The 14,035-nt window shown below is 53.7% G+C and carries 11 protein-coding genes; all 11 read right to left on the bottom strand.

The genetic code is table 11. The features are described from left to right. Positions 1–53: 53 nt before the first annotated feature. On the bottom strand, positions 54–1,523 hold the full coding sequence (locus tag AC1XYH_RS03760; protein ID WP_483325326.1) for a sigma-54 dependent transcriptional regulator: 1,470 nt from the start codon (positions 1,521–1,523) through the stop codon (positions 54–56). Positions 1,524–1,697: 174 nt separating this feature from the next. Next, entirely contained in the window at positions 1,698–1,994 is a 297-nt protein-coding gene (locus AC1XYH_RS03755) for a flagellar protein FliT (RefSeq protein WP_483325325.1), read from the bottom strand. A gap of 11 nt (positions 1,995–2,005) precedes the next feature. After that, entirely contained in the window at positions 2,006–2,389 is a 384-nt protein-coding gene (gene fliS / locus AC1XYH_RS03750; protein ID WP_483325324.1) for a flagellar export chaperone FliS, read from the bottom strand. A gap of 214 nt (positions 2,390–2,603) precedes the next feature. Continuing rightward, positions 2,604–2,972 (bottom strand): flagellar export chaperone FliS, encoded by a 369-nt coding sequence (fliS, locus tag AC1XYH_RS03745; RefSeq protein WP_483325323.1) that lies wholly within the window; start codon positions 2,970–2,972, stop codon positions 2,604–2,606. A gap of 3 nt (positions 2,973–2,975) precedes the next feature. Next, positions 2,976–4,430, bottom strand: a complete 1,455-nt coding sequence (gene fliD / locus AC1XYH_RS03740; RefSeq protein WP_483325322.1) for a flagellar filament capping protein FliD — start codon at positions 4,428–4,430, stop codon at positions 2,976–2,978. A gap of 99 nt (positions 4,431–4,529) precedes the next feature. Beyond that, a complete protein-coding gene (locus AC1XYH_RS03735) occupies positions 4,530–4,934 on the bottom strand; it encodes a flagellar protein FlaG (RefSeq protein WP_483325321.1) in 405 nt (134 codons plus the stop codon). A 72-nt stretch (positions 4,935–5,006) separates the two neighbouring features. After that, positions 5,007–6,224, bottom strand: a complete 1,218-nt coding sequence (locus tag AC1XYH_RS03730) for a flagellin (protein WP_483325320.1) — start codon at positions 6,222–6,224, stop codon at positions 5,007–5,009. Between the two features lie 250 nt (positions 6,225–6,474). Further along, on the bottom strand, positions 6,475–10,821 hold the full coding sequence (locus AC1XYH_RS03725) for a glycosyltransferase (protein WP_483325319.1): 4,347 nt from the start codon (positions 10,819–10,821) through the stop codon (positions 6,475–6,477). Between the two features lie 43 nt (positions 10,822–10,864). Next, positions 10,865–11,635: a class I SAM-dependent methyltransferase gene (locus AC1XYH_RS03720; protein ID WP_483325318.1), complete on the bottom strand. Its 771-nt coding sequence runs from the start codon at positions 11,633–11,635 to the stop codon at positions 10,865–10,867. Next, the gene (locus AC1XYH_RS03715; protein ID WP_483325317.1) at positions 11,632–12,642 is read right to left on the bottom strand and encodes an ATP-grasp domain-containing protein; all 1,011 of its coding nucleotides are present in this window, start codon (positions 12,640–12,642) and stop codon (positions 11,632–11,634) included. Before AC1XYH_RS03715 ends, AC1XYH_RS03720 begins: the two co-directional genes overlap by 4 nt. 142 nt (positions 12,643–12,784) lie before the next feature. Then, positions 12,785–13,900 (bottom strand): DegT/DnrJ/EryC1/StrS family aminotransferase, encoded by a 1,116-nt coding sequence (locus AC1XYH_RS03710; protein WP_483325316.1) that lies wholly within the window; start codon positions 13,898–13,900, stop codon positions 12,785–12,787. Positions 13,901–14,035 lie beyond the last annotated feature (135 nt).

The following is a 14,035-nucleotide window of genomic DNA, read 5'->3' as shown; positions in this document are numbered from 1 at the left end:
TAAATAAAAAACATTAAATAACATAGACTTGTAAATAAAAAATAAAATTCGCGTCAGTCTTCTGACACGTCGGAACCTCGATTAAGACCGTACTTACGCATCTTTTCAACCAAGGTAGTGCGACGTATTTTCAACCGCTCAGCCGCGCGTGCCACCACGCTATTGCACTCGTCCAGGGCCTGCTGAATGAGCGTCTGCTCCAGCCCCGCAAGGTACTCTTTCAGGTCCAGGCCCTCGGGCGGCAAGAAGGCCGGGCTATCGAGACCAACCAAGCCGCTGAACGCCTCGCTGCGCTCATCTTCGTCTTCGCGCAGTTGCCGCAGGTCATCCTGATCGTCTTCGACATAACGGAATTTACGGGGTAGCTCACCTACACCGATAACCCCATGCGGATGCATGATAGCCATGCGCTCTACCAAGTTGGCGAGCTCGCGCACGTTGCCCGGCCACTCATGTTGGCACAGCGACATGATGGCAGAGGTGCTGAAACGAATGGAACCGCGCTTCTCTTTTTCCAGACGGGTAATCAGCTCATTGAGTAACAGCGGTAGGTCTTCAATACGCTCGCGCATAGCGGGCATATCAATAGGGAATACGTTGAGACGGTAGTACAGGTCTTCGCGGAAGCTGCCCTGCTCTATCATTGTCTCAAGGTTTTTATGTGTTGCAGCGATAACGCGCACATCCGCAGTCTGGACTTTATTACTGCCCACACGCTCAAAAGTGCGCTCCTGCAGCACGCGCAGCAACTTAACCTGCATCGGCAGCGGCATATCGCCAATTTCATCAAGAAATAAGGTACCGCCTTGCGCCAATTCAAAACGACCTGCGCGGCTGGTAATCGCACCCGTAAAGGCGCCCTTCTCATGGCCAAACAGCTCGCTTTCCAGCAGCTCAGCAGGAATAGCACCGCAATTGATAGGGACGAAGGGCGCCTCGTTCCGGCGGGAGTGATAATGCAGGTTGCGCGCGACCACCTCCTTACCCGTGCCAGACTCCCCAAGGATCAACACAGTCGCCTCAGTGTCCGCTACCTGCTGCATCATCTGACGTACAGAATGTATTGAACGACTAGTGCCCACTAAGCTACGAAACAGATTGGGTTCACGCTGGTGCTGCCGATTGGCGTTTTCTTCAAAAACTTCGCGATACACCTGCGCACGGTGCAGAGCATCAAGCAGATGGTTATAGCTTAGTGGAGGCTCTAGCACTGCCAACAAACGCTGTTTGAGATGGTCAGGCCATTTACTCGATTGCTCGGGGTCAATCAGGATAATAGGTAGATTCTCATCCCATTTATCGAGTTGGCCCAAAAGCGCGGGCAAGCCTTGCTCGTGTTCACAACGACCAAGAATCACGCATTTAACTGCACCCGGCGATTTAACCTGCTCGCCAGCCGCTGCCAACCAGTTTTGCGAGTCACTGATGATCGCCTCCTCGCCCAGAAAGCCGAGAATAACAGCCAGGTCGTGGCGGTTTTGGGAGGAGTCGTCGATCAGCAAAATGTGACTGTTGGGCAGCATAGTCAGAGGGGGCATTCCTGTGGGCAGGCTAGACTGGTCGCGGAGCATGATGGCGCCGCGCCATACCTTTTGTGTTGAGCTTAAATGTAGTCAGAAATGGAGTCGCAGTCAAATAGTTGGCGCAACAAAGTTGGCTAATAATCGAAAGTCAAAAGCGCTGTAGTCAGAAGCCCTTCAGGTAAACATCTGGTAAACCTTGGCGCCCTGACGACTCTTCTGCAAGTCTTGCAGCTCTTCAGCCAGCTTTCCTTGCACTGCTTGGCACAAAGCTACAACTTCGCGGTAGGTGCCGCTCAAGCCTTCCAGTACCTCGGCGATCTGCTGATCGTCACGCTGCGGATCTTGCATTGCTTGCTGCACCTGAGTGCGGCACAAGCGGTCCAGCTCGCCGACTTGCTGCCAATCACCTGCCTGCACGGCAGCGATCAGGAATTCGTGGGTGTTTTGAATTTGCTCAACGGCATTGGCCATCGGAATACTCCTCAAGATTGGCGAATGCCGTCCCAGCCAGCTTTCACTTCACGCAGCAATGCGGTTACTTCATCCAGCAATGCCGCATCATTACGTAGGTTAGCCTGACTAAGACGCTGCTGCATAAAAGCGTAAAGGCTATCTAGGTTACCTGCCACTTCTCCACCTTGCTTCTGGTCCAGCGCTTCACGCAAACCACCGATGATGGCGATCGCTTTACCAATCTGTTCGCCCTTAAGCGGTACGTTACCATGTTGCATCGCACCCTTAGCCTGCGCAACCCGCTGCAAACCGCCTTCCATCAACATCTGAATCAAACGATGTGGATCGGCTTCGCTGATCTGTGCGTTAACGTTGACGGTTTGGTATTGCTTCATAGCGGCGTAAGCATTCATGGGGCATATCCTGGAGATAGATGGCACATGATGTTTATATCGGCAGCGCGGGGGAAACTTGAGGCGAATTTGCTAAAAAGAACAACATATATAACAGCCTAGCGAAGATAGCCGTCCCATTAAGCGCAGCCTACTTGCGCATGCAGGTGCAGATGCGGTGCATACCCAAATAAGCAGCTTAAGCGGGGAAGCTCTGTATGTAAGGAACTATCAATCAAGCAGGTTCAATGGCATCCCAAGCTTCTTTGATCTCACTTAACAACTGCTGAACCTCATCGAGAGAGCGCGGCGTGTCATCCAAGGCGACACCTGCTAGCTTTCGGGTCATATAATCGTAGAGTGCATCAAGATTTTCGGCGATCTCGCCGCCCATATCTTTATCCAACGACGCCTGAAGTGCCCCGATGATGCTGATGGTGCTGCTCACCGCAACGCCTCTGCGCTCAGGATTGCCTGTTGTCTGAGCATGGCGCGCCAGCTTGACTCGCTCAATGGCACCATCTAGAAGCAGCTGTACCGCACGATACTGAGATACTTCCTGGGAAATCTTAACTTGCTTGTATGTATCGATTGGGCTGGCCATGTATTAATCCTGTTTTACGACACCAGGCAGGTTTGCCAGCTGTCCGGTTAGATAATCACTGGTGCTGGAAAGGCCTGCAACCAGGGTATCCATAGCGTTGAATTGGGCAAGCAGACGGGCTTCCAATTTATCAAGACGCAAGGTCAGCGTCTCGCGTTGATCATCAATATTGGATAACGTGTTCTGCAGAGATGTGGTTCGTCCATCAAGGATACCGCCACTCTTGGTATAGGGTTCAATTTTCGCATCCAGACGACTCATCAACCCATTATCACCTGCCAAAAACGTGCTCAAGCTATCGAAGTTATTTTCCAGTGCGTCGTCGAGCTTTCCAGCGTCGAGAGCCAAAGTACCATCGCGATTGGTAGTAATGCCAAGATCAGCCAGAATCCGGATATCCCCATTACCGGCGGACCCAAGCTCACCACGCACAGATGACAACAGCGAGCGGACGGAAGAATCACCCACCAGGGCTGCGGATAACGGTTCACCTTCGTCGCCACCCACTGGAGTGACAGCGGTCAACGTTCCAATAGTTTTCATCATCGCGTTATAGCCATCAACAAATGACTGCAATGAAGCCTTAACCCCTGCTTTATCTTCTGCCACCTTAAGACTGATGCTCGTGCCAGCAGCAATCGCTTCCTGGGATTGCGCCGCCTTAAGGGTAATGCTGACCCCCTCAATAGCATCACTGATAGTGTTGCTAGCGCTACTAATCGCCAAGCCATCAATAGCCAAGTTGGCATCACGCGCGTAAGAGATGACACGTGGCTCGCGGGGATTTTGAGTATCTGCCGGTGTGGGTGTGAAATCAGTAGTTGCAGGAGGCGCATATGCCAAGTCAGCTAGATTACCCGTGTCAGAGGCATCAGTCGCAACGCTGACCGATATATCATTGCCGGTACCTGCTTTGCTGGAACTAATAACCAGGCGAGAACCACCGACGCCGCTAGGGTCAGTCACGATAGTAGCGCTGATACCGTCATCTTCACCTGCTGCGTTAATCGCATCACGAATACCACTAAGAGTGCTGTTCGCATCTGTGATATCGATATCCAGCGTGGTATCGCCCGCGGCTATCGTCATAGTACCGGTGCCGACCGCAGCGGTAGCATTGTCTTGGCCGCGCAAAGCAATTTTGCTCGTTTGAGCCAAGTTAAATACTTGCACATCGTATGTACCACTGGCAGCTGTGCTGGCCGCAGTCACACTGAAATTGCTAGTACTTCCGGAAGTCGCAGTTCGTTTTTCGTAGACCTCTGCACTATTTAGCTTGTCTAGTACCGACTGAAAACTAGACATCGCGCTGCGGAAAGATCCCAACGCAGTAAACTTTGCGGTGGTCGCACTCTCGAGTCGCGAGAGCTGCGCTGTTTTAGGCGCACCATCAGCGTTCACAAGGGCAGTTACGATGCCGCTGATGTCTAGGCCTGAACCAATACCTGTAATAGCCATATAGCTTACCTCGCGACCGTTTTTTGACGGAGCGCATACCGAAAAATGAGTCCCGGTCTAAATAGGCAAGTTGCGTGCCAGTAAAACCGGCCAGCAGAGTTAAGCCTCTGCTTCGAACAGCACACTACGAATTTCCGACAGATTCTCCGCCAAACGCAGTGCTTCTTCCGAGGGTATCTGGCGAATAACATCGCCACTAGTTGCCTCGGTTACATTAATAACCATTCGGCCGCTTTCATCATCAAGGTTGAAATTGATGTCTCGACGTACCGACTGGACAAAATTCTGAATATCAGAAACCGCTGTTTGCAATTGATCACGCTCAACCGCGGGGCTTTGCTCTACTGCCTCACGTGATTGTGTCGATATCGGTTGCGGTACTGACCTTGCCTGTGCAGCATCCATCTGCCTAGTTGCCTGGCTTTTGCCGGCACCCGCTTCCACCGCGACAGCGCTGGACGCTGAACGGGTTACTTCAAACGGTTTGATAACACCCATATCCATGGTGCTTACCTCGCAACGGAAAAAGCGGGGGGAAGGCTAGCCTTCCCCCCGCATATTACCCCGGTTCCGATCTTAGCCCAAGAGGCTAAGTACGGCCTGTGGTAGCTGGTTGGCCTGGGCCAGGATTGCAGTGCCTGCCTGTTGCAGGATCTGGTTCTTGGTCAGGTTTGCAGTTTCAGCAGCGTAGTCGGTGTCTTGAATACGGCCACGAGCAGCTGAAGCGTTTTCAGACACGTTCTGCAAGTTGCTGATAGTCGAGTCAAAGCGGTTCTGAGCAGCACCCAGACTCGCACGCTGGCTATCGATCGACTGGAGTGCTGCGTCAATGATGTAAACCGCTTTCTGAGCGCCTTCTGCAGATGTAATGTCGATATCGCGAACTTCAGCATCGGTCGCGGCTACTGCAGCGAAGACGACATCAGTACCGCCAGCTTCTGCAGCAGTGGTTGCTGCCGCAGCCGTCGCGCCGGAGGCAAAGGAAACTGACAACTCACCATCAGCAGTACCCAGATCCGAATTGGTAAGCACGTTAATGGCGCCGGAGTCATCGATAAAGGCACCAACACCAATGTTCGCGTCGTTGATAGCGGTAGCCAAATTCTGAACCTGCTCTACCTGGGTTGCGCCAGAAGCGAAGTCAGAACTCACTGTGAACACGCGATCAGTACCGTCAGCACTACCACCTACGATAGTGAAAGATACAGCTACTGAACCCGAAGCCGGAGCCGCACCAGCAGCTACGCTCGCAGCTGTGATTGTGCCGCTACTGATAGCATCGCTACGCAATGATTTTGTGCTAGTTTCATCTAACTTCAAGCTGATAGCTTCGTTAGCTGCACTACCCACCTGGAATGTTTCAGTACCGAAGCTACCATCGAACAACTTCTTGCCACCAAATGCTGTGGTATTAGAGATGCGATCCAGTTCTTTCTTAAGCTCAGTTACTTCCGAGTTCAAAGCATCACGTTCGGTGTCACCATTTGAGCCGTTAGCGGCCTGCAGTGACAGATCACGCATACGCTGAAGGATATTGGTGGATTCCTGCAGGGCGCCTTCAGCGGTCTGGGCAATCGAGATGCCGTTGTTCGCGTTCTTGGTAGCTACGCCAAGACCATTAATCTGACTGGTCAAGCGGTTGGAAATTTGCAAGCCAGCGGCGTCGTCTTTCGCGCTGTTAATCTGCGAGCCAGAAGACAGACGCTCCAGAGAAGTCTGCAGATTGTTAGACGACGAACCCAAGTTACGCTGGGCATTGAGTGAAGCTACGTTAGTGTTGACTGTAAGAGCCATGGTAAGTACCTCGTAAACTTGGTTATGTTTGCCTGAGCGGCGACCTCAGGGCCGGACCTGCCCAGGCACCCATTGAGTTCGCATTCAGTTACTGTATCGACCCTTTGCCAGAAAGCTTTAGGATGAATTTCACATTTTTCTTGCTAAGTTCATCGCTTCAGCCAGGGTACTGCTGGCAAACACGCCAGCCATGATTCTTTATCGACCAGTCGCAACATTCCTTTAGTTGCCGTTCATCGCCCTCCCAAGGTCAAGGTAACCAGGCCTTCTGCCAAGCCTCAAGACCGGCCCAGCTCAGCATCCAGTCTGTTTTAACTGCTTCATAAAGCGCTTTGCCCTGCGCCTGCGATGCAGGCGGATCGCATAGGTGCATGCGAATAGCATCAACCCAGTCGCGATAGCGGTTCTTCACTCGAGTGGCAGGCAAGTCGCCTGCGTAGCAGCGCACATCGGAACAGACTACCGGATAGCCACAAGCGCCGTACTCCAGGAGGCGCAGATTACTTTTGCACTCATTGAACAAATTCTCTTCAACCGGAGCCAGAGCGAGATCGAGATTCAGCGAAGCAAGCTTGAGCGGATATTGATCTATCGAAACTCCCTGATGAAACTCATGCACATACGGACGAAGCTTGTCGGGGCACATACCAAAAAATATCCACTCCACCTCTTCAGCCAGCTCGCGTACCACATCAAAAATAAGGTCCAGATCGCCGGTATGGCTGGCGCCGCCAGCCCAACCCACCCGGGGCTTTCCAGATTCGCCGCGGATGGGCGCTGGAAGGGCGTCCCACCAGAGTGGATCTAGACGGTTCGCCACCACCCGAATATCCGGATGGTAACCGGCGAAGGCTTCAGCCAAGGGCTCGGTCGATACCACAAAACGATCGACCATGGCGATGCCACGCTTGAGAGACTTGAGGATATCCTTCGGCATTGCATGGCGATGCGCGCTCTTCATAGGCAGGTTGGGCAGGTAGTCGTCCAGCTCATAGACCTTGAAAGCATTGGAAAATACTTTCATACGCTGCATGGCATCCAGGCGCTCATCGCCTATCTGCCGCTGCAATATGATCGTATCTGGCGCGTAACGCTCCAGATCAGCGACATGCATCAGTCCCTGCGATAGTGCTCCGTCCACCATGCCCGCCTCGCGCAGGGCGCTGAAGGGCTGAATGATGCGGTAGTGACCACAGCCAAACAGGTCAGCAGGGTGCGCCAGCACGACCGGCACAGGCCGCCATATATCCAAAGGTCGCCAGGAAATTTGCGGATCGGTCAATTGGAACCCACCCGACTTGACCAGGGATAAGTTGGCGTTATACGCAGGATCGCGAGCCAGACGTGGTAACCACCTCGCGTACAACTGATCATGTGTGGCCAGTGTGCCCTTGCGCACTTCGGCGCCATGCAACAAGGTCGCTCGTGGCGTCCACACCAGCATATGGCCGCTGTCGGTCACTCGCAAACACAGATCGAGGGCTGCACCCTCATCGGCAAAGGTGGCCGCGTCCATGCCGCCCACGTCGACATACACCGATTTGCGCACCAGCATGCAGCTGTCCGATACCGCGCTTACGTTACGATCCACCTGAAGCCGCTGCATATAGCCCGCAGTATCCAGCGGCTCGCCAACAAATACGCTGCCCGCAGGGCCGCGCAGCCCCAGTACCAGGCCCGCGTGAGTGATCTTACCCTCGGCATCAACAGTACGCGCTCCCACCAAACCGACTTCCGGACGCTGCGCATGGTTCATGAGCTCGCTTAGCCAGAGCTCGTCAAGCACTGCGACATCGGGGCGCAACAGTAGTAGGTAATCGCCGGTGGCGTTAAGCGCCGCTTGGTTATTCGCCTCGCTCCTACTCAGCGTCTCGGTAGAGCGCAGCACCTGCAAACGCGAGCTCCCCATCTGCTCCAGTGCCGTCAACCAGTCCCGCACTGCGGCGCCCTGGCTATTGTTATCGATCAACAGTATTTCGTAGCTGGCATAGAGGGTGGTTTCCAGCACGCTCATCACGCAGCGCTGTGTGGCAGCCAACTCGTCACACATGACCACAACAATGGATACCAACGGCTGACCTAGGTGAGCGTAATCAATCTGGTACTGCCCAGGCAGCACGCTTTTCACGGTAGCGTCGGGGTAGCCTCTGTGCTGCAAATGCTTCAGGATTGCCACCCGCTCCAGCGTGGAATCGCGCAGCACCGGCGCCGGGCTAATCACCAGTGGTTCGGCAATATGCCCCAGGCCTATCGCGCCCTCTTCATTGACCAGCCGCAAGATAAAGTCCAGCTCCATAGCCTCGCCACACTGCGCATTGAAGCCGCCCAAGCTCATTAGGTGAGCGCGATCATATAGCCAGTGTGTTGCCATACCACGCGGAAAGCTCAATAGGTAATCAAGGCTGAAATCCGGCCGCAAGGCGACACCAAAATCGCTATCGCCCTGACGATATAGCTCATCGCAGAAGATCGCCCTGCACTCGGGGCTTGCCTGTAGCTCCAAAGCTGCCATCTGCAGCCCGCTCGCAGCGAACTCTTCGCCCGCCTGCAACAGCACAACCCAGTCCGTACTGGAATTCGCCATCTGCTGGTTCAGGTCGTCGACCCAGCTTTGCTCGCTGGTCTGACACCATTGGCCTTTATAGTTGGCAGGTGGCGCTGCAGTGCTCATCACAAGCGCTGCGACATTGGCAACTACGGCCCCCAGTTGCATCGATTCAAGCGTACTCGCAAGCGCCTCAGCATCGGCGTTGAGGTCGAGGATCACCGCACAGAGTTGCGCAGCGGTTGCGCTCTGGCGGTGAACGTAATCTTCCGCCAGGCGGCGCTGAACAGGTGACAGAGTGCGGGCGGCCAACCAGGTCCGCACAGGAGTAGGATCGCCCTTCGCCACCACACCCAAAGCCCGTAGCTGGGTCGCACGCCCCTTTCGCACGCGTTCGCTGGCGAGGTCGGAGTGACGACGATAGATTTCCTGATAGAGCTCCGCAAACTTGCCGCGTTCACGGCTAAGCATATGATCGCCATCCTCACCACCTTCCTGCCTGTTACGCACCTCAGCAGTAACCACAGGTACATGGACTAACAGGTGGCGCGCGGCCATGCGCAACAGCATGTCCCAGTCTTCAAAGGCGCTCAACGAGGTATCAAACTCACCTACCTCGTCAATGATCCAGCGCGGGTGCGCCCAGGTATTGACCGGAATGTAGTTGTGGATGAAAAGACGCTCTTTATCGAATCGTTCATGCTTGAAGGGCTGTGTGCGCTCCAGCACCTTGCGTTGGCCGTCCTCCAGCTGCTCGCTAGCATATTCGACCGCCGAATACACCACGGCAGCAGGGTGCTCTTCGAACGCCCTGGCCAGTTCCTGGAGGTGTTCGGGTCGGTAGAAGTCATCATCATCCAGATAGCAGATGTACTGACCGCGAGCGACCGCCAGTGCCGTATTTCGCGCGGCGGAGAGCCCTTCATTAAACCCTTTGCGGATATAGGTAAGGGGAAAGTCGAATTCGGCCAACAGATCTTCCACCGGATCACCGTGGTCGTTGACCAAGACCACTTCAAAATCACGCAACTTTTGTGCAGAGACGCTGCGCAAAGCATCCAGCAACATAGCGGGACGGTTGTACGTGGTCAGGACGATAGAGAAGAGGCAATCTGTCTGGCGCTGTTTCGCATTGGTGGGCAACACTGTGCAGAGCAGTTCATGAAAACGGCGAGCCAGAGGTGAATCGGGCTCAAAGCAAGCCTCGTAACGAGAACAAAAATCGGACCATGCCCCGCTGTCGCCGGTTATTCGATGGTGCTGTGTGAGTAACGCCATCTTGCGTAGCAGCGCTTCTCTGCTCAATTGAATGCCGCGCGCCGACAAATCATCATTGGTGATGAAGTGGCAATGAATGTCCATCAATTGCCGGAGATTCTCTTCGTAGCTATCGCCAGCGGTCATACTGTTGCCATGACGGCGATAGGAAGAAATCACTTCATCCAGGCAATAGACCGTACCTTTGTCGGCGGCCAGAGTGTTCGCTACGTAGTCGCCATAGCGCACCTGACTTCGCCATTCAGGTAATTGTTTGAGGATTTCGGCGCGATATACCGAGGTACAAGCCGGTATGAGATTCGCGTCTACCATCTCTTCCAGCACGTCGCCAGAAAAGCAGCGCTGCTCCACCGGAATAACACCCAATACCGTCCGCGATTCGTCTATCACGCGGGCGCGCCCGTAGGCCAGCATGCAATCGGGATGTTCTTCCAGCCATTGCACCTGTCTCTGCAACCTAGTGCGGCCCACCATGAAGTCATCGCCTTCCAGGCGAGCCAGATATTTACCTCTGCAAGCAGCCAGAACCTGACGGCTGTTCTCTGCGGCACCCTGATTTTCGGCTTGACGTATATAGCGCACAATATCCGGATAAAGCTGCGCATACTTATCGCAGACAGCTTGCGTTTCATCTGAAGAAGCATCGTCGCCGATAACCAGTTCATAGGTGTAACTGATCTTCTGCGCCACTACACTCTGTATCGCCTCTTCAATAAACTTGCCGTGGTTATAAGCAAGCATGTAAACGCTGAGCGTTGGTGTGATATCTGCCATGAACTCCCTTCCTCTTTGCCGCCAGCCTATCTGATACCAGGCTCTATAAATGGCGCGATGTCATGATGATCAATGGGCGATTCAGAAACTCGCCCAAGCTATCGTCGCGCAGCATATTGCTTGCGTCGCGGGGCCTATAAACCACTTCGCCCATATTACGTTCGGCAATTCCCACCTGCTCAATGCGCCAGTCTGCTGCGGTGCCATGATCTAGAAATGCGAGCAGCTCAGACTTGGTTCCGTTCTCGAACAATCCGAGCCCGGCGTTGCCTTTCCAGCAGAAACCAAGCTGCAGCACTAACGTCCGGGCATGGCGGGACATGCGATTCATGGCTGCAAGCATCTCAGATCGAGCTTGCTCCATGGACAAGGCAGAAGAACCGAAATCATCGCCTAAATGATGGAGCACATTCAGCAGGAGGCAGATATCCCAAACACCTTCAGGGCGCTGGAAGTCGAAATATTGATCGTGAACCTCCACCCTATCGTCGATTCCCAAGACCTCGGAAGCTGCTTTTACGAAACGAGCGTGCGGAGCCCAGCCCTCATAAACAGTGACGCCCGAAGCCCCCCTCTCTATTGCCTCGAAACTGAAATATCCCGAGTTGGCGCCAATATCCAACACCCGCTTGCCCGTGAAGTCGAGGTGCCCGGCAATATAGGCCATACGTGCTTCTTCATGTCGAGACTGCACCCGACCGGGCTCCAGCATAAGCAGAGGCTCAAGCATCCTTGGCAGCTGCTGATATCCGGTATGCTTTCCCAGCGCGTCCAGCAACGCCTGCAGGGAGCCATCGTCCGTTTTCTGAATCACATTACCTCCGAAGCTTTCTTTTTCTGCCTACGAGCGGCAATAGCGGTTTTGATTTCTCTGACAAACAACTTGCGAGTGTCGCTGCGAAGAAACACGTCTCGACACCGCCGGCCCAGCAATTCAGCGGTCAGTAGGCGCGCAGCTTTGGGATAAATTCTTACTTTGCGCCCTCGCATCACTTCCGATACAAGCCCACCAAACCAGGTATAGCCAAATCGGGTCACCGTTTCTGCCAGCGGTAGCGTTGAAGCTTGAATATCCAGACCTTCGACCAGCGCCGACGCCACGACGGTCCTGCACGCCAGATCAAAGGGGCCCCAGAGTCTAGGATTCGCCTCAATGACGTAAAAGTGGTCCTCGGCATACATGACCTCCACCATCACGAAGCCGCTGTAATTCACGGACCGCAAAGCCGCTACCAGGCTGTCACCCAAAACTTCATCCGGACAGTCGCACAGTCTGGCAGCAAGCATGGATTTGCCGTTAGCCTGTTGCAGCAGGTTCTGCTGATAGGCAATCAGATGAGTGCCGTCTGTCGAGAGATGCATCAAATAATAGTAACTGTCACCGGTAAGATACCGCTGATAGAAATAGTCCTCGGCTCGCGTTGTCTTTACAAAGCGATCGAAATGGGCTTCCGAAAAAATCAGTTCCGGGTAACATTTCGCGCCGTCGACGCGAGAAAACTCTGCGAAAGGCTTAGCCACAATAGGCAAGCCAGCGGCAGCAGGGTTTAGGACTTCAGGCGGTGCAGACATCCCGAAAGAGGTAATCAACTGGATGAACTTTGCTTTGTCGGACACTTGGCTGTAGATAGCTTCCGACACCATATCCACGGTCAGCCCCGCCAGTTCGAACTCGGCTCTATTGGCCAGTATCAGACGATTCACCGATTCTACAGTGGGGAGCAGCACCAAGCGCGCGGCGCTAGCGCCCGCTGCGTGTCGCACGGAATTCAACAAGTCCGCCACATCCAGCTGATCATGCTCCCGAGACGCAAGGACCAAATGAGCATAATCCGTATGCCAAACAGGATCCTGGTCGGAACGGGCAATGATTATGGGCGGCAGATCAAGCGGACAGAGAAACCTGCAAACGGCAATAACAGCGCGTTCGTTAGCTCCGGAGAAAATCACATATCGCCGCAAATCAACCTACCTGATCGATAGCGGACAGAAAGGTTGCGACAACTTTCTCACGCTCTTCCCGCTGCAAACTCGGAAAGTTGGGCAAACAGAGTACCGATCCAGCAGCAGCACGCGCATTCGTCAAACCATGTTGCTGACAATCCTGGTACATCGGAAATGAACTGATCAGCGGATAAAAATAGCGTCGTACCAGAACGTCGTTCTCGCGCATATATTCAAAGACGCGTTGTCGCCCTCCGGCAATCTTCTCAGGGTCAATTCGCAAGGCAAAGTAAGCATAGTTCCAACGCAAGTCGTCAGGGATTTCAAGCAGGCGTACCCCGTCTAAACCCGCAAGTTTATGGCGGTAGAACTCGTCCACCTCCCGACGCGCATCGATGGCTGCATCCACATGCTTAAGCTGCAGCAACCCCATAGCTGCCTGGATCTCGTTCATCTTGGCATTGAAGCCAGGTGCAGTAACGGTGACATCATCAGCCAGACCGAAATTCTTGAGCAGATCAACTCGCTCTTTGGTTTCCCTATCGGGTGAAATCACGGCTCCACCCTCAAAGGTGTTGAATACTTTGGTGGCATGAAAACTGAGAATGGAAAGTTCACCGGCCGTAAGAATGGACTTACCTTGCCGAGTAACACCAAATGCATGCGCCGCGTCATAAATAACCTTCAAACCATGACGGTCTGCAATATCCTGAATGGCATCGATTTCACAGGGAATGCCGTAGCAATGTACGGCGAGAATAGCGCTGGTTTTAGGAGTGATGGCACGTTCGATCTGCTCCGGGTCCATATTGAACGTACTCGGATCGATATCGACAAATACCGGGGTCAAGCCATTCCACAACAAGGCGTGAGAGGTGGCAACATAAGAATAGGGCGTGGTAATCACCTCACCCTCCAGACCGGCGGCCTTTAGTGCGGTAATCAGCGCTAAGGTGCCATTAGCAAACAGGCTTATATGCCCTACCCCCAGATGCTCGCAAAGCTCCTGCTCAAGCTGCGTGTGCATTTGCCCCCCATTGGTTAGCTGACAACTGGACCAGATTTGCTCCAGATACGGAACAAACTCCTCCAGCGGGGGCAGCAAGGGTCGGGTAACCGGAATGTTCTTATTCATTTTTTTCCTAAGCCGTTGATCGATGAAACCTGACTCCAGGCAACTACCAAGCGTCAAAAATAAGTGCTAGCACTTTGCTCAAGCAAGGAATAAGCCAAACATCAGATTGCCGCATCAAGCCGTTGCTAAACCATG

The sequence above is a fragment of the Pseudomonas sp. GW-45 genome (assembly GCF_056896675.1).
This window is presented reverse-complemented; position numbering and strand designations above follow the sequence as displayed.

Bases quoted from the DNA above. Each gene is read 5' to 3' on its own strand.
- AC1XYH_RS03725 (WP_483325319.1), bottom strand. From the start codon at position 10,821: ATGGCAGATATCACACCAACGCTCAGCGTTTACATGCTTGCTTATAAC.
- fliS (WP_483325324.1), bottom strand. From the start codon at position 2,389: ATGAATGCTTACGCCGCTATGAAGCAATACCAAACCGTCAACGTTAAC.
- fliS (WP_483325323.1), bottom strand. From the start codon at position 2,972: ATGGCCAGCCCAATCGATACATACAAGCAAGTTAAGATTTCCCAGGAA.
- AC1XYH_RS03710 (WP_483325316.1), bottom strand. From the start codon at position 13,900: ATGAATAAGAACATTCCGGTTACCCGACCCTTGCTGCCCCCGCTGGAG.
- AC1XYH_RS03735 (WP_483325321.1), bottom strand. From the start codon at position 4,934: ATGGATATGGGTGTTATCAAACCGTTTGAAGTAACCCGTTCAGCGTCC.
- AC1XYH_RS03760 (WP_483325326.1), bottom strand. From the start codon at position 1,523: ATGCTGCCCAACAGTCACATTTTGCTGATCGACGACTCCTCCCAAAAC.
- AC1XYH_RS03755 (WP_483325325.1), bottom strand. From the start codon at position 1,994: ATGGCCAATGCCGTTGAGCAAATTCAAAACACCCACGAATTCCTGATC.
- AC1XYH_RS03730 (WP_483325320.1), bottom strand. From the start codon at position 6,224: ATGGCTCTTACAGTCAACACTAACGTAGCTTCACTCAATGCCCAGCGT.
- fliD (WP_483325322.1), bottom strand. From the start codon at position 4,430: ATGGCTATTACAGGTATTGGTTCAGGCCTAGACATCAGCGGCATCGTA.